Genomic DNA, 15,860 nt, shown 5'->3' with positions numbered 1-15,860 from the left:
ATCCGCACTCTTGGGACGGTAGACGAATCGGCGGGCGCGATACCGGTTGTCTCCGGCCAGCTGGTTGACGCTGATGCTGGGGCGGCGACGTGCCCTCAGCGCGTGTCGCGTCGGGCAGGCACAGTCGCAAGTGCGGCCAGACGGTGGCGGTATCGAGGTCGTACTCGCGGCGCAGGCGGACCGCCACAGCGGCGACGCGGTCGCCCATCCACGTGGGGCAGATGGGCCGTTCGAGGGCAATGCGCGCGATGCGGCGCTGCCGGCCCGTCGGCGACGGGGCGCCAGTGGGGGCGGTGGGTGAGGAGGCGGTAGGCGCCTGTGGTTCGAGTGCCTGCTGCCGCGCGCGCAGTTCGACCTCGGCCCTGCGCCGCCGGGTCAGTTCGTCCCAGCGGTCGGCGCGCGCGGCTACTCGTCGGCGGGCGAGGCCGCGCAGCGGGGCGGGCCAGGCGTCGCAGTCGACCGCCACCCAGACCCGTTCGACTCCGGAGCCGAGTGCCTGGGCGAACACGCCCACGACCGCCGCGCCCAGCAGTCCGGCGATCAGAACTACCGCCAGACTGCCGGCCGAACCCGCGCGCGGCGACGCGGCCAAGGAGTCGACGTACCGGACCAGCCGCGCTACGTCGAGCGCGTGCCTGTGCCCGAGGACCCGTGCCGCAGCGAGTACCGCCAGGTAGAGAGCTCCCGGCAGGACCAGTAAGGACACCCAGCGCTCGGCCAGGCTCTTGCCGATCTCGGACAGCAGCCCGCCCACGTCAGACCCTGGCCCAGCGCAGGGCTTCCCCGGAGAGCGAGCAGGTCGGTGATTCCTCTCGGCTCTCGTCCGGCCACCACAGGCGCGAGCAGCGGCTTGCGGGACAGAGGAACACGACGTCGGCGCGGTCCGCCGCCGGCAGGACGTCCGGGCGGGCCCCCGGCCCGCGCAGGCCGTCGCCGTACAGGCCCGCCGCGTCACCGCACTGCAGCAGCGTCTCGTGGAGTTCGTCCAGTTCCGGCTCCACATCGCCGCCGGACCGTACAACGCTCAAGAGCCGGTCGAGCACGGCCTCCGCGCCGGTCTCCCGCAGCAGTGCCCGCCGGTCCTCCAGCTCGGCGCACGCGCGGGCCAGCGCGTCCTTCGTACGCACCCGCCGGTCGGCCGCGCTCTCGTCGGCCATGACGGCCTCCCCCGGTGTCGTCCATTCACCCACTGGAACGCTACCGCTCCACCCGGGCGTGGTAAGCCGGTTCAGGGTGACGGGGGCTACTCAGCCATCCCGACCCGGCCCGCTGCCGGTCGGCGACAGTGGCCCAGGCCGAGCCGGGGCTGTACCCGCAGGCGACCGTGGACGGCAGCCCGGCCACCGTCCGGTCACCCGCCGCGGCGCGCGCCGTCCCCGCCGTCGATCCGGGACGCGGGGTGCACGTCGGCACGGTCCGGCCGGCTCGGCGGAAGCGGCCGACGTCGTCCATCGTCGAGGTCTCGGCGGACTTCCGGTAGTGGCACCGGACGGACCGGAGCTCGGTCCATTACGTGCGGGTGAGCGTGCGCGGGGAGCGGCGCGCCGACCGAACTGGACGTGAAGAAGTGACGGCCGTCTCGCCGACCCGGTTCAATGTGACGCTCGTTGCCATACCTTGGGCATATGGCGCTGCATCACCACAGTGACCGTCCGTGGCGTGTGAGGGTGGACGACGAGGAAGGCACGCCCTGTGGCGCAGGAGTGCTGCTCGACGACCGGCATGTGCTCACCTGCGCACATGTGGTCCGCTACGCCGGAGCGGCACCGGGGGGCACCACGTCTCACGTGCGGATCAGCAGTGTGGCATGCCGCCCGGAGTGGACCCGCACCGCGCATGTGGCCGCGGGCACGTGGGTGCACGACCACAGCACCCAGCGTGGCGACGTGGCGCTGCTCGAACTCGACGAACCGGCCGGCTGCGGCACTCGGACGAAGCTGTGGAAGGCACCCATCTCCGGCGGCACGGTCCAGGTGTACGGCTTTCCCCACGACGAACCGTTCGGCATGGGGGCGGACGCGCGGCTGGCGGGATCGGGCCACCGGCAGGGCGAGTGGGGCTTGCTGAAGCGGATGCGCGAAGGCGAACCGTGGATCGAGCGGGGGTACTCGGGCGCCGGGGCGATGGCGGTGGGCGGCGAGTTCGACGGCCGCGTCATCGGCATCGTGGTGGCCGACTACGTCAACGGCGACGCGAAAGCGGCCTGGATGCTGCCGACCGAGACGATGCTGACCTATCTGCCCGGGATCGAGAAGTTCACCGATGGTAGCCGCAACAACGAACTGAGGCCCTCGCCCGCTGAGTTGCCCGGGGACGTGTTGGGCGACCCGCTGCGCCTCGCGCTCACGCAGGAACTCACCCGGCTGCTCGACAGCGACTGGTCCGGCACCGTCGTCGTCGGCACAGGCGGCACGACCGCCGTGGGCGACTCCTGGCTCGTCCGTCTGGTGCGCACGGCCGATCCGGCGGCCCGGGCCGGCGTCACCGACGCCGAGCTCACCGACGCCCCCGGGGACACCGTCCTCGGGCTCGGCACCATCGACGCGGCCTACGACGCGCGCGGCAGGTCGGTCGCCGACGTCAGCGGGTACCTTTCGGGCCGGTTCGGACTCCCCGGCGGGGATCCGCAGGAGGTGCGGCGACAACTGCTGCGCCGCAAGCCGCCCGCCTGTCTGGTGGTGGGCGGCGTGGACCGGGCCCAGGACCCGGAGGCCCTCTTACGGGAACTGCTGGGGCAGTTGGCCACCCGCGCCCGGTCGCGCGGCGTCCGCCTCGTCCTCGGCTTCGAGAACGTGCCACCGGCCGGCCTCGCCTTCGATGTCTCTCTCGACCCCGAACCGCTGCGCGGGGGCGCGGCCCGGGGCGTGACCGCCGCCGAGGTCCACGCGGTCGTCGGGCAGCTCGCAGCGGAGGAGGGTGCCGCGTCCGCGCTGCAACAGGAGTGGGGCGTACGGTTCTTCGCCGCGCCCCGGCTGCCGCCCCGCGCCGCGCCCCGGCTACGGGTCCGGCTGGCCGTGGCCCGGGCGACGGAACCCAACCCCGAACTCACTGCGATCCACGATCTGGCCGTCGAGGCCCGCGCCGCCCTCGTCCTGTTCGATCACGACCTGCGCCGACTGATCGCGGCTCACGAGGATCTCACCGCCGACCTGGAACTGCATCGCGTCCGAGCCGCGCGGCACTTCGGTGACGAGGACCGACGGCTCGCCGAGCGGCACGCCCCCGCCGCCCGCGCTCTACGGACCGAGCCGATCGACCTCGGGGCCGCCCGCACGCTGGTCAGGCGCTACATCGACGAGGTCAACCGACGGTTCGAGGAGAGGTGACACATGGGAATGGGCCGTCAGATGTGCAACCGTCCCGACTGCGGGCACGGCACGATCGACGAACAGGGCTTCTGCGACGCGTGCGACCGGCAGCCGCTGCCGCTGGACGAAACGGTGTCGGTGCCCCGCGACCCGGAACCGGAACCGCTGGTGCTGCCCGGTGCGAGCGTCGGTGTGGCGCAGGTACGCCCGGACCCCTGGTACGGCCTCGGCCTGGTCGACTCCGATCAGGCCCCCGAGGTCCCGGACATGCCGCTGAGTTCGTCGGACCCTGTCACCGAGGCGCACCGCTTCTGCCCCAACCCCTCCTGCAGGCAGCCGGTCGGCCGCGGCCAGGACAGCGAGCCGGGCCGGACGGCAGGCTTCTGCCCGCACTGCGGCACCCGTTTCGACTTCGCCCAGCCCAACAGCCTCACCATCGCGGGTCGCTACGACGTCATACGCGTCGTCGGCTCGGGGGCCTACGGCGCCGCATACCTCGCCCACGATCGCAATCTCGCGACCGACGTCGTCCTCAAGGCCCTGCGCAAATCAGTCGCCAAGACCGCCCGGCACGAACGGGACGTCCTGGTCGGGCTCCGGCACGACAGCATCGTCCGCATCCTGGGCTACGAGCACGAAGGACCGCATCTCGTCCTCGAATACGTGCCGGGCGAACCGCTCTCGGCACGCGACGGCGACCGCCTCGAAACCCTCCTGGCGCACGGCGTCCGTGTCCTGCAGGCACTCGACTACCTGCACGCCCGGGGCCTGCTGCACTGCGACGTCAAGCCCCTGAACATCATCCGCTTCCGGGAGGAGGGCCCGGCGGGCGCGCTCGACCGGGTGCGGCTCATCGACTTCGGCGCGGTGCGCAGCGACACGAAGGACACCGGGCCGGTCGTGGCGTACACGAGGGCCTACGCGCCGCCGGAGACCGATCCGGAACATCTGCACCCCACCCCCGGCTTCGACCTCTACGGACTGGGCATGACCCTGCGCGAGGTCTGCCGCTCCCGCTGGACGGACCGCTCCGCGCCGGGCGTCGACTCGCTCCATCTGCTGCTGGACCGTGCCACGGACCCCGAGCGGCCGTGGTGTCGGTTCGTGTCGGCCCGGCAGTTCGCGGAACAGCTCAGCGGTGTCATCCGGCAGGTCGTGGCAGCCCCGCCGACGCGTCGTCAGGTGGCCCGTCCCTCCGCCCTGTTCGGCTCGGTGCCCGAACCGCTGCACGGCGGGCTGGGCGCGGCCCGGCCCCCTGCCCACTGGGTCCGGGCGCAGTCGGACGAGAACGCTCTGCTGAAGATGCCCGGGCCGTTCTCCTCACCGGACCCCGGCGACGTCGCGGCCGCCCTTCCGGCCCCCCTGTCCGATCCCGACGACCCACGCGTCACGGGCTCGGCCGGCGGCGCGCTGGCGGAGAGCCGGCTCGCCCTGCGAAGAAAGGACGCCGTGTCGGCGGCACGACAGCTCGCGGCGGCGGGCCTGCCCGACTGGCACTGGCTGCCCGACTGGTACTGCGGCCTGATCGCGCTGGCCGACGGCTGCCCGAAGCGGGCCACCGTCGTGCTCACCCAGGTGCGCAGGGCACTTCCCGGTGAGCTGATACCGCACCTCGCCCTCGGCCTGTGCGCCGAGCTCCGCGGGGACCGCGCGGTCGCGCGGTCCCACTACGGCACGGTCTTCGACACCACCCCGGCGCTCGGTGCGGCCGGTTTCGGCCTGGCCCGTGTCCTGCTGCTGACCGGCGAGCGCGCGAAGGCGGTGGACGTCGCCGAACAACTGGCCAACGAGTTCCGCTACGAGCGCGAGGCACGCGTGGCAGCCGTACGACTGCGCGTCATGGTCCTCCCCGAGCCGGGCCACCCGGCGCCGACCGAGGACGACGTGGCCCGCGCCAGGGCGGCTCTGCCCGGCCTCGACCTGGACGAGGCGGCGGCCACCGCGCTGCGTGCCGAGATCCAGTACGCGGAGTTCCTGCACACCCACGACCGGCTGAAGCTGTCCGACGCGATCCGTGCCCTCGGCCCGCACGCGCCCACCGAGCGCGAGTACGTCGCACTGGTGGACCTGGCGAACCGGCTGCGCCCGGCGCTGAGATGGAGACGGCCGGGAAAGCGGGGCAGAACGAGTCATTCCCATTTCGGAGCAACACCCAGCAGGCTAGGCTCCTGACACGTTCCGTCGAGGAAGCGGGCACGCTCCGCAGGAGAACACGCAGCGACACGGACGGGTGGTATCGGTGGGGGACAGATCACCGTTAGGGCTCAGCTTCACCCTGGAAGTGGACGCACCCTCGGATCTGCCCTACGACGGGCGACGCGCGGACGCCCTGATCACCGTCACGGCACGATCCGCCGCGGGTTCGGCCGCGCAGACTCCGAGTGCCGAGATCCTCATCATGGACCGCTCGTTGTCCATGTCCGGCTACAAGCTGGAAGAGGCGAAACGCGCGATGTGCGCGGCCATCGACACCCTGCGGGACGGCACCCTTCTGGGGATCGTCGCGGGCAACCATCAGGCCGACGTGATCTTCCCGACGACGGGCGGCCTGGCCCGCGTCGACGCCTGGACCCGGGAGGACGCCAAGCTCCGGGTCGCCGGCCAGCTCTCGGAGGGGGGCACGGCGATCGGCCAGTGGCTGGCTCGCGCCCGCCGCCTCTTCGCCACGGTGGAATCCCCTGGCACGGTGCGCCACGCGGTGCTCTACACGGACGGCAAGAACGAGCACGAGACACCCGAACAGCTCGGCGAGATCCTCACGATGTGCACCGACCGGTTCGTGTGCCACGCAAGGGGCCTGGGCGAAGACTGGCACTACACCGAACTCCTGCGCGTCACCGAGGCCCTGCACGGCACCGCCGATGCCGTCGTCACCATCTCCGACCTCACGGAGGACTTCACCCGCCTGATGCGCGAGGCGCAGCAGATCGTCGTACCCCGGGTATATCTGGGCCTGCGCCTCAACAGCCGTTTCGAGCTCGCGTTCGTACGGCAGACGCGCCCCGTCCAGGCCGAACTGGTGGCACGCCAGCAGCAGGACGGTGAGACGCACGTCCCGCTGGGCTCCTGGCCCGCGGAGAGCCGCCAGTACCAGATCTCTCTCCGCTTCGAACCCGACAGCCTGACTGTCGACGAGACCCTGCGTGCCGTCCGCGTCACGCTGCACGCCGAGTTCCCCGACGGCGCCCGCCAACCCTGCTCCGAGAGCGCGGCCATGGTCGTATGCCGCCGCTCGACACCGGGCCCCGGCATCGTCCCCTCCCCCCACCTGACCCGCGTCGAGGACGAACGCGAACTCGGCATGGCCATACGCGCCTGCGCCGACGCCCACCGGCTCGGAGACCTCGACCGCGCGGACCGCGAACTGCGCCTCGCGATCGGCCTCGCAACATCCCTGGGGGACACCAAGCACCTGGAACAACTGCGCGAGGTCGCGGCCGACGGCCCCGACGGCCGGCTCCAGGTGCGGCGAAACGTCTCCCGAGGCCAGATACAGAGAATGGGCATCGACTCGACCAAGACCACCGATGGACCTGTCGACCCGCACCACCTCCCACCTCACGACTCCGGGTTGCCGCGCGTGTGCCCACGGTGCGGTACGACGTCGACGTCGCCCACAGCCAAGTTCTGCGAGGAGTGCGGGCATCGGTTCGCTGACGCGGGTGCGGCCGGTGGGCCCCTGGACGGGTCGTGACCGGCGTGCGGCTGCGCGTGCCCCATCCGATCGTGGTGCTGCGGTGGCTCAGGGTGGGCGTGCTGGGCATGGTGGCGTTGACGGCGCTGCTCTATCTGGTAGTGGCGAACCGGGCCGGAGAGGAGGTCGCCGCTGCTCACCGCACGACGACGGCCATCCAGCACATCGGCGCGGCGTACGACGAGGCGGGGAAGGCGGACGACGCGCTCCGCGCCGTCTCCCGGACCGGGGCGATCGACTTGACGGGCACCGGCAATGGCTTCGCCAACGCCACCGGCCGCGTGGCCTCCCACCTCACCTCGGCGACGGAGGGCAACGCGGCCGGAGAGCAGGGACTGAGCCACCTCCAGTTCGTCCAGGGCCAGTTGGACACATGTGTGCAGATGATCAGTAATGCGGTCCTCGACGGGGCACCGGCTGCGGCGAGGGCGCGGGACGCACTGGACAGCGCACCGGAGTACGACGGCAAGAACCCGGTCCCCTTCACGGGCGGCCTCAGGCGATCACTCAGGGATCTCCAGGAACTGGAGATCCAGGCCCGCCATGACCAGCTCAGGTCGGGCTGGCGCAACCCCCATCTCCTCTGGCCCCTGTTCATGGGGCCGGTGGCGGTCATGCTGCTGCTGGTCTGTGCGACCGGCTACATCGTCGCCCACCGCTTCCGGCGATACCCCAGCCCAGCACTCGTCGTGGCCCTGCTGGCCACCGCGTCGATCGGCGTCATCATGTGCACGACCGAACCGCCCACCGCGGCGATCGCGCTGCCCGTGCTCGCCGCCGTCGGCGCGCTCGCATATCAGGCATACCGTCCCCGTCTTGCCGAGTACAGGTTCCCTCACTCATGAGAAGACTCACGGCACCACTCCTACGCTGCGCCCTGGTCCTCGGGCTGCTCCTCGCGCCGGTCGCGTGCGGCGAACCGGAGAAGGACAAGGTGACGATCATGGTTCCCTGGTCCGGCACCGAGTTCAAGGCGTTCTACGCGGTCGTCAAGAACTTCGAGCGCGACCACGACATCGACATCGAACCGCAGGTCACCCGCGCCCTGACCCAACAGCTCGACGCCGCGGTGGCCGCGGACGCACAGCCCGACCTGGCGGTGCTGCCCAGTGTCGGAGCGATCGCCAAGTACCGCAAGGAAGGGGCACTTTCGAAGCTCGACGTCGGCACGGAAGCCTACGTGCAGCCCTTCCGCGGGCTCGGCATGAACGGCAAGGACGTCTACGCCGTCCCCGTCAAGGCCGACGTCAAGAGCCTCATCTGGTACGACGCCAGGGTCACCCCACGGCCTCCCGAGAGCTGGAGCGCTCTGCGAACCCGTTCCGGCCGCTGGTGCCTGGGGCTGGAGTCCGGTCCGACCTCCGGCTGGCCCGGCGCCGACTGGATAGCGGACATCCTGCTGGCCGACGCGGGCGCCGGCCCGTACACCGCCTGGGCCTCGGGTGACGCGAAGTGGGACAAGGGGCCCGTCAAAGATGCGTGGACCGCGTGGGGAGACCTCGTGGCAGGTGCTCGCAAGGGCGCGGCCACCTTCAACTTCCGCGCCGCCGCCGAGAAGATGACCAAGAGGGGGTGTTCCCTGAGCCACGGCGCCCTGTCCGCGATGGCTTTCGAGTCCGCCCAGGTAAAGGACGACGGGTACACGTACGTACCGTCCTCTCGTGAAGCGCTCCAGGTCTCGGCGGACTTCGTCGGAAAGTTCACCGGGAACAAGAGCGCCGACGAGTTCATCAAGTACCTGGCAAGTGCGCAGGCGCAGCAGGCATGGGTGAACGAACCCGGCTTCGCGCTCTCCGCCGACAACAGGGTGACGGAGTACGGCAACGCCACTCAGGGCCGGATAGCCGCAATGCTCCGCTCCCCCGGATACACGCTCTGCTTCAGCGCCGCCGACGCGATGGATCCCGACGTGTCCGCAGCCTTCTACCGGGCGGTCCTGAACTCCACGAACGGCAGAGACCTGACCCCACTGCTGGCGGCACTCAACAGGGTCCAAAAGGAACTCGGATACGCGCACCCCGAATCCCCGCCACCGCCCGGACCACTCTGCAGCCACCCGAACCACCCCTGATCCATCCAGGAGCCCTCATGCCGGACGCCATCCAGTTCACCCTCGACGACGGCACCGTCGTCCTCGTAGCCCCACCCGCCCGCAGGGGCACCGACGCCGTGGGCCTGGGAACCCGTCTGGAGAGCGCGGGAAGCACCCTGCGCGCGGCACTGACGCCGATCACCTCCGCCGCCTCCGAGGTGATCGGCCAGTTCCGCAGTGTCGCCCAACGGCCCGACGAGGTGGAGGTCACCTTCGGCGTCGTCCTGGACGCCAAACTCGGCGCGGTCCTGACGAGCGCGAGTGCGAGCGCCCACCTCGACGTCACGCTCCGCTGGAGCGGCACAGAACCGACACCACCAAACTGATCCCGTACCCGGCGCCCACCGGCCAGTAGGTCGGCACCACGAGTGGGGTCACATCTCTTGTCGTGGTGCCGCTACGGCAGGATCGCCCGAGGCATTGCGGTAATCCGTGCAGGTGCAGGGGTTGTCGAGCACCTTCGACTCAGGGATGTCCGGGTGCATACCGGCGACCCGTTCTTCGTCGCCCAGGGTGCCGCGCAGGTACTCCACGCTGCCCTGGACCGCCTGACGGGCTTTCGGCAGGTCGGCGCCGACCAGGTGGCCGTCGTATTTCACGTCCCGGCCGTTGACCAGGACCGTGTGCACGTCGCCGCGCTGAGACTGGAGCACGACGTGACCGTACGGATTGACTATCGGGAACATGGCGGGCGACTCGTCGTTCTTGATCAGTACGAGGTCCGCTCGCTTGCCGGGCTCGAGGCTGCCGACGATCCCGTCCAGCCCGAGCGCCCGGGCGCCGCCGCGCGTGGCGTACTCGACGACGTCCTCGGCCCGCAGCCCGATATGGGGCACGGTGTCGCCCTTCGCGTGCGCCTCGAGGTGCTCGCGGGTGCGGTCGGAGGACAGGGTCGCCGTCATCGCGGCGAACGCGTCGGCGCTCCACGAAGCTCCTCGTCTCGCAGGCTCAGCCCGTACCAGACGCCGAGCGCGACAGCGGCGCTCACGGCCGTGGTCCAGGCCGCTGCGCCGCCGTCGAACAGCCAGCCCCACAGGGTCGCCAGCCAGGGAATCTCCAGGAGCAGCACGAACCTGCCGTGGGTCATCGTTCTGCCGGCCGCCTCGGCGCGTCGCACCATCCGGATCCCGAGGAACAGTGGGCCCAACGCCAGCACGGCCACGATGATGAGCAACCAGAGAACGAACAGCCCGCCGTCCTCGCCGTCCGCACCATCCGCGCCGGACATGTTGCGCTGCACATGGTTGTCAGCGATCTCGTCGTAGGCCTCTACTCCAGCGATCCCCGCGACGGCGGCGGCAGCCCCGGCGGCGGGCTGTGCCCACGGCCGGGCGTGAGCGCTGGGCGTCTGGGGGGCCTCGGCCCCGACGTAGTTGTACCCGTACCGTTCGGCGGGGCCGAGCTGGTGGTTCTGGGTGAAGGCGTTGCCGTGCGCGTCGTAGTGCGTTGTCTCGTGGACGGCGCCGTTCGTGTCGTTGTACCGCTCCCGGCGGTACTTCCCAGGGTGGAGCACCTGGTTGGGTTCTTCGACATACCGTTCCTGATCCACCGGGCCCCCAACGGCTTCAATGTCGGCTGAATCCCGACTGGTTCGGATTATGCACTGCTGATCGTGCACATGCGCAGGCCAGGGCCGACCGGGCCGGGACAGGGGCGGGAGGACACGGCTGCCCCTTTGGGCCGTGCGGGCCACGTCGGAGCTCAGCAACACTCGGTGCGACTTGAGTGCTCCGGATCGAGGGCGGCGTCGGTCGTGGCCCGTCCCGCCGGACGAACCGATGGGCGGGACGGCGCGGTCACGGCTTGCGGGCCACTCCGCCGTAGAAGCCGGCCTGGGCGTCGGTGATGTCGGCCAGCGGCTGGTCCGGCTCCGGGTGCCAGCGATGCGTGACAGCCAGCCCCGGCGGCAGCAGCTCCAACCCGTCGAAGAACCGGGCGATTTGGGTCCGGGACCGCAGCTGGATCGGGATGCGGGCACGGACGTACACGTCCTGGGTGCGGGCCATGCCCTCAGGATCGAAGTCGGTGGTGCCGTGGCTGAGGGTGAGGAAGCTGCCGGACGGCAGCGCGTCGATCAGTTCCCGCACTATCCGGTACGCGCCGTGCTCGTCCGGTACGAAATGCATCAGGGCACACAGACTCAGCGCGATCGGCCGGTCGAAGTCGAGCGTTGTCCGGGTCTCGTCGGACTCCAGGATGGCCTTCGGTTCTCGCACGTCCGCCTGCAGGTAGGCGACCCGGCCCTCGGGGGTACCGTGCAGCAGTGCCCGCGCGTGGGCCAGCACGATCGGATCGTTGTCGGCGTAGACCACCCGGCAGTCCGGGGCCTGCTCCTGAGCGACCTGGTGCAGGTTCGGCTCGGTCGGCACGCCGGTGCCGATGTCGAGGAATTGCCGCACCCCGTGATCGCGGGCCAGCACGCGCACGGCCCGGTGCATGAACAGCCGGTTGGCGCGGGCGAAGGTGCGGGCGTCCGGGGTGTGGCCGAGTACCTGCTCAGCCGCCTCGGCGTCCACCGGGTAGTGGTCCTTGCCTCCCAGGTAGTAGTCGTACATCCGGGCAGGGTGCGGCTTGCTGGTATCGATGGGCGTCGACCCTCGAGCTGACTCAGGTAACAACGTGTTCTCCTCGGCCGTGCAGGACGGGCCTTCGCCCTGGATCCACAGCGGTTCCTTGCGACATGAGGAAACCGGTCGGCTCCGGCTCCCATGACGGGAACCTGTGATTGCCGACTCGAGCGGGCCGGGCCGATCCCGCGAGCGTCCGGGGAGCGGCTTCCTTGAACGCCTCGATGTTGTGTACGGACTGCATCGTAGACACGCTGAAGCAGCAGGCGGACCCATTCCCTCGCATTGGGTCGGCACGGCTGCCCAGCCGACGTACTCGGGTCAGCGTGCCACTGGGTGGCCGACCCCGTCCGCCAAGCCGCCGACGAACTGCACCGGTTGATCGGGACTTCCCTCCCATTGAGCCGCAACCCGCGCGGAATGCCGTTCTCTTGCCTGTCCGCTGCCTCGTTGCCGGGCGGGAGGGGTGCACATACTTCGGGACGCCGGGGCTGGGAGGATCGCAATGGGCAGGCTGCTCGTCGTACCCATACATCTGGACGCGCTGTGCCTGGCGGGGGAACGCCAGGTCGCGGAGCCTTTCACGGACTTCACGCGATTGCCGTACACGGACTCCACCGACGGGCACGATCACCAGGCGGACATGCCGTACGTCAGCGAGACGCTGCTGTCGGTGCCGTTCCAGGACCAGGGCTTCCTGCTGAAGGCGGGCGTCCATCTGCACTGGTCGCTGCCGGACGCGCTGACCCGGCTGGCATCGCGGGACGGGGCGAGCTCGGTGCCGGTGGTGCCCAACCGGTGGCTGGTGACGCGCGGCGCAGGCGGTGCCGTGACGCAGCAGTGGGTGGTCGAGAGCGACTTCCTGGCCGAGGACAACGCGGGCGGAGTGCCCTACCCGTACATAGCGGACCAGATGGACGGGCCCGAGCGGCTGCCGTACCGGCTGCTGGGGCGCAGGGTGCCGCTGACCGCCTGGCGGCCGGCGGGGCGAACCGGCTCGGCCGACCCGGCGGAACGGGCACGGTATCTGCGGGCGCTGACGGCGGTGGGCTACGGGGAGCCGACCTTCGCGTCGTTCTATCCGCACTGCCACAGTGTGTTCGGGCTGCACGACACGGCGTTCCAGGGGGTGCCGCCGCAGGGCGTGACGTACGACGTGGTGGGCTGGTACGAGGACCCGGGTCAGGACGTGCTGGCGGCGACGCTGGCGGCGCCACGGGATGCCGGGACCGGCTGGCCGGATGTCCTGCGCACCGCCCTCGGCTGGACGGCGGCGGACAGCCGCGCCGAGCCGGACCGGATGGTGTGCTGGGGACGGATCGCGTTCGCGCCCGGAGCGGGTGGGTCCCAGGACACAGCGGGTGCCGACACCGGGGTGTGGGTCGGCAACACCCCGACCGAGGCGCTGGCGGCCCATCTGGGCGCCGTGCTCGGCGACACCGGCTTGGCGCCGGACGACCTGGAGAACCTGCTGGAGGCGCTGGCCTTCGCCGAGGAACTGGAATCGGCCCCGCTGGACGTCGGGCTGAAGCTGCTGGAGGCCCGGCACGCCGACACCTTCGGGGCCGTGCCGTCCGGGAATCTGTGGACCGTGACGAACGACCGGGCGGGCCAGGGCGCGGACGCCGGCCTGGCCGCCCTGCCGCGCACCGCCGGGGCGGCGTTGAACACGCTGAACGCCGCGCAGGCGGCCTGCGACCGGGCGGGCGCCGAGCTCACCGGGCGGCGCCAGGAGCTGTACGCCGACTGGTACCGCTACATGCTGTGCGTCTACCCGCCGGACACCAGCCGGGACAGCTACCCGAACCCCGACCAGGTGCTCTTCCACCTGCGTCGCCAGGCCGCACTCATCGCCCGCCGGGCCGCCCACGCCGAGGGCCTGGGCCAGGACCGCGACGCCGCGCGGGCCGCCGCCGAGGCCGTACTGCCCGACGGCTACCTGCTGCGGTCGGTCCCGGCCCCGCAGTACTACCTGCCGAACGAGCCCGTGGTGCTGCTCACCGGCACGGACGCGACCCCCTCCGACCGCTTCGGACAGGACGGGCTGCTGGGGTGCCAGGTCACCGATGGCGACATCCCCGCCGACGCCGACGGCGTCCGGGCCCTGCGGGACACGGTGGCCGCCCTCCCCGGCCCGACCGCGCACACCCGCGCCTGGGAGACGCAGCCCTGGCATCCGCTCATGCTCCAGTGGGAGGCGGAGTTCTTCCCGGTGGGCCCGAACGGCAACCTCAACAATCCGGCGGGCCGTGACTTCCACACCGACTTCATCACCGGCACCTACGCTCTGCCGGCCGACCAGGCCGAGCTGCGCCCCCGGGCGGCCGGCGGGGCGGTGCTGGCCAAGGCCGCCAACGTCTACACCGGCGCCGCCGTGCTCTCCCCCTCGGCCCGTCCGCTGCTGGCCGCGCGGATCCTGCGCTACCTGGCCAAGCCGGTGCTGGCCGCGCTGGAAGGCGCCGTCACCGAGGAGGCGTTCACCGCCGACCCGGAGCCGGCCCTGGACCGTTTCCTGGCGTCCGGCGAGGCCGATCAGCGGGCGGTCACCCTGGTCGCCGTCTACCGCCATCTCGCCGCCCACGAATCGAACAACCTCGCCCAGGCGCTCGGCGGCTTCAACGACGCCCTGTTGATGCGCCGACTCGCCCGCCAGTTGCCGGTCGCCGACCCACTGGGCTTCCCCGACCACCGGGCGGTGACCGAGACAGAGGTCGCCCCCGCCGTGGCGGATCAGAGCCGGTACACCCCGCAGCCTCTCAGCGACTTCAACCCGATCAGGGCCGGAGCGATGCGGCTGCTGCGGCTCCGCATGGTCGACACGTTCGGCGCCGTACGGGACATTCCCCTCGAAACCGTCGGAACGACCAGCCAGTTACGGGTCGAGGGGCATCCCGGCTGGGTCGACCTGCCGCCCCGGCTCGCCCAGCCGGCCCGGCTGTCGCTGCGCTGGCTGGACGCCGACACCGACCTGGTCGAGATGAACGCCGTCCCCGCCACCTCTCCCGTGTGCGGTTGGCTGCTCGCCAACCACCTCGACGGCAGCGTGGCCGTGCACGCCGCCGACGGGAGTGCGGTCGGCTCGGTCCACGCCCTGCCCGGCGACCCCGAGCCGACGGGCGTCCCCGCCCTCTGGCAGCCCGCCCCCGGCCGGGCCCCGGTGCCGGTGGACGGCATCGGCAACCCCCATCTGCGGGCGGTCGTGGCCCGGCTGCGCGGCTCGGGGCCGGACGGGGTGGCCTCCTTCCTGGGCACCCTGGACCAGGCGCTGGCCGCAATCGAGCCCGAGGACTACGCCCTCAATCGGAACCGGGCCCTGCTGGTCAGCCGCCCGGTGGCGGTGGCCCGGGCCACGGTGAGCCTGGAACTGGCCGGGCGCCCGGCGGTGCACCAGGACTGGAACGTCTTCCGGCAGGACCTGCGCCGTGGCAGCTGCGAGACCAATGGCTTCACCCGGGTACGGTTCCCTGTCCGGCTGGGCGACCACGGACGGCTCGGCGACGGGCTGGTCGGGTACTGGCCCGAGGAACCCGACGGGCGGCTGAGCCCGGTGCTGCACTCGGTGACCGACGGGGACGAGACCGAAGACGCGGCGCTGTTCCAGGCGATCGACGCCCCCGCCCAGGCGCTGACCCTGCTGGTCGACCCGCGCGGCGCCGTGCACGCCTGCTGCGGCATCCTCCCGGCGAAGGCGCTGCGCATCCCCGACACCCACTACCTTGACGCGCTCGCCGCGATGGAGATCGCCTTCCTCACCGCCCCCGTGCTCGGGGACGGCACCGCCGCGGCCCCCGATCTCCCGCTGCCGGCCGAGCCGGGCTTCGTATGGTGCTGGCTGGAGCGTGACGCCCCGCCCGGCAACGGCTGGCTGCGCACCGGCAGCGAGCCGCTGATCGACCGGGCCGCGCTCCTGGCCGCCTTCCCCGGAGAGGCGGCCCTGTGGCAGCAACTGGCCGACGCGGGCTGGCTGGCGCCGCTGGACGGCGAGACCGCGCTGGTCACCCCTGCCGAACAACGCCCTCCGCTGCCCACCGCGCTGGCCGACCACGCCGACGCGCTCACGGCGCTGCTGGTACGGCCCGCGCTGGCCCAACCGCGCCAGGACGCCTCCTTCGCCGCCCGGCCCACAGCCCGGGAGGGCTGGCTGACCCTGCGGCCCCGCCCGACGACGAACGCCAACCGACAGTAGGGACGCACAACTC

The 15,860-nt window shown here is 71.6% G+C and carries 13 protein-coding genes; 8 read left to right on the top strand and 5 right to left on the bottom strand.

Annotated elements, in window-relative coordinates; genetic code table 11:
• Both ACFYR3_RS35750 and ACFYR3_RS35745 read right to left on the bottom strand, forming a co-directional pair.
• A partial coding sequence (locus tag ACFYR3_RS35750; protein ID WP_389286117.1) for a hypothetical protein occupies nt 1–754 on the bottom strand: 754 nt, incomplete at its 3' end.
• 1 nt (nt 755) lies between these two features.
• Nucleotides 756–1,157 (bottom strand): hypothetical protein, encoded by a 402-nt coding sequence (locus tag ACFYR3_RS35745; RefSeq protein WP_389286115.1) that lies wholly within the window; start codon nt 1,155–1,157, stop codon nt 756–758.
• Nucleotides 1,158–1,285: 128 nt separating this feature from the next.
• Between ACFYR3_RS35745 and ACFYR3_RS35740 the strand changes: the two genes are divergently transcribed.
• The 7 genes from ACFYR3_RS35740 (at nt 1,286) to ACFYR3_RS35710 (ending at nt 9,420) form a co-directional block, all read left to right on the top strand.
• The gene (locus ACFYR3_RS35740) at nt 1,286–1,480 is read left to right on the top strand and encodes a hypothetical protein (RefSeq protein WP_355853896.1); all 195 of its coding nucleotides are present in this window, start codon (nt 1,286–1,288) and stop codon (nt 1,478–1,480) included.
• 145 nt (nt 1,481–1,625) lie between these two features.
• The gene (locus tag ACFYR3_RS35735) at nt 1,626–3,326 is read left to right on the top strand and encodes a trypsin-like serine protease (protein ID WP_389286113.1); all 1,701 of its coding nucleotides are present in this window, start codon (nt 1,626–1,628) and stop codon (nt 3,324–3,326) included.
• A gap of 3 nt (nt 3,327–3,329) precedes the next feature.
• Nucleotides 3,330–5,480 carry a tetratricopeptide repeat protein gene (locus ACFYR3_RS35730; RefSeq protein WP_389286111.1) on the top strand — a complete coding sequence of 717 codons (2,151 nt, stop codon included), beginning with the start codon at nt 3,330–3,332 and terminating at the stop codon, nt 5,478–5,480.
• A gap of 109 nt (nt 5,481–5,589) precedes the next feature.
• Nucleotides 5,590–7,002, top strand: a complete 1,413-nt coding sequence (locus tag ACFYR3_RS35725; protein ID WP_389286109.1) for a VWA domain-containing protein — start codon at nt 5,590–5,592, stop codon at nt 7,000–7,002.
• Complete coding sequence (locus ACFYR3_RS35720) at nt 6,999–7,847, top strand: hypothetical protein (RefSeq protein WP_389286107.1); 849 nt, start codon at nt 6,999–7,001, stop codon at nt 7,845–7,847. Before ACFYR3_RS35725 ends, ACFYR3_RS35720 begins: the two co-directional genes overlap by 4 nt.
• Entirely contained in the window at nt 7,844–9,073 is a 1,230-nt protein-coding gene (locus ACFYR3_RS35715) for an ABC transporter substrate-binding protein (protein WP_389286105.1), read from the top strand. Before ACFYR3_RS35720 ends, ACFYR3_RS35715 begins: the two co-directional genes overlap by 4 nt.
• 17 nt (nt 9,074–9,090) lie before the next feature.
• Nucleotides 9,091–9,420 (top strand): CU044_2847 family protein, encoded by a 330-nt coding sequence (locus ACFYR3_RS35710; RefSeq protein WP_261704124.1) that lies wholly within the window; start codon nt 9,091–9,093, stop codon nt 9,418–9,420.
• Nucleotides 9,421–9,468: 48 nt separating this feature from the next.
• On the opposite strand, the gene ACFYR3_RS35705 is transcribed toward ACFYR3_RS35710, so the two are convergent.
• The 3 genes from ACFYR3_RS35705 to ACFYR3_RS35695 all read right to left on the bottom strand — a co-directional run bounded on the left by ACFYR3_RS35705 (nt 9,469) and on the right by ACFYR3_RS35695 (nt 11,712).
• Nucleotides 9,469–9,996, bottom strand: a complete 528-nt coding sequence (locus ACFYR3_RS35705; protein ID WP_389286102.1) for an amidohydrolase family protein — start codon at nt 9,994–9,996, stop codon at nt 9,469–9,471.
• Nucleotides 9,993–10,643: a hypothetical protein gene (locus ACFYR3_RS35700; protein ID WP_389286100.1), complete on the bottom strand. Its 651-nt coding sequence runs from the start codon at nt 10,641–10,643 to the stop codon at nt 9,993–9,995. Before ACFYR3_RS35700 ends, ACFYR3_RS35705 begins: the two co-directional genes overlap by 4 nt.
• 247 nt (nt 10,644–10,890) lie before the next feature.
• Nucleotides 10,891–11,712: an SAM-dependent methyltransferase gene (locus ACFYR3_RS35695; RefSeq protein ID WP_355853920.1), complete on the bottom strand. Its 822-nt coding sequence runs from the start codon at nt 11,710–11,712 to the stop codon at nt 10,891–10,893.
• A 454-nt stretch (nt 11,713–12,166) separates the two neighbouring features.
• On the opposite strand from ACFYR3_RS35695, the gene ACFYR3_RS35690 reads away from it, so the two are divergent.
• Nucleotides 12,167–15,847: a hypothetical protein gene (locus ACFYR3_RS35690; RefSeq protein ID WP_389286098.1), complete on the top strand. Its 3,681-nt coding sequence runs from the start codon at nt 12,167–12,169 to the stop codon at nt 15,845–15,847.
• Nucleotides 15,848–15,860 lie beyond the last annotated feature (13 nt).

The organism is Streptomyces sp. NPDC005784 (genome assembly GCF_042871525.1).
GTDB lineage: Bacteria > Actinomycetota > Actinomycetes > Streptomycetales > Streptomycetaceae > Streptomyces.
Note: the sequence above shows the minus strand (reverse complement) of the source record. Positions and strands in the feature narration are given on the sequence as shown.

Coding starts and splice junctions, on each gene's coding strand:
- ACFYR3_RS35745 (WP_389286115.1), bottom strand. CDS start 1,157: ATGGCCGACGAGAGCGCGGCCGACCGGCGGGTGCGTACGAAGGACGCG.
- ACFYR3_RS35735 (WP_389286113.1), top strand. CDS start 1,626: ATGGCGCTGCATCACCACAGTGACCGTCCGTGGCGTGTGAGGGTGGAC.
- ACFYR3_RS35730 (WP_389286111.1), top strand. CDS start 3,330: ATGGGAATGGGCCGTCAGATGTGCAACCGTCCCGACTGCGGGCACGGC.
- ACFYR3_RS35715 (WP_389286105.1), top strand. CDS start 7,844: ATGAGAAGACTCACGGCACCACTCCTACGCTGCGCCCTGGTCCTCGGG.
- ACFYR3_RS35710 (WP_261704124.1), top strand. CDS start 9,091: ATGCCGGACGCCATCCAGTTCACCCTCGACGACGGCACCGTCGTCCTC.
- ACFYR3_RS35705 (WP_389286102.1), bottom strand. CDS start 9,996: ATGACGGCGACCCTGTCCTCCGACCGCACCCGCGAGCACCTCGAGGCG.
- ACFYR3_RS35690 (WP_389286098.1), top strand. CDS start 12,167: ATGGGCAGGCTGCTCGTCGTACCCATACATCTGGACGCGCTGTGCCTG.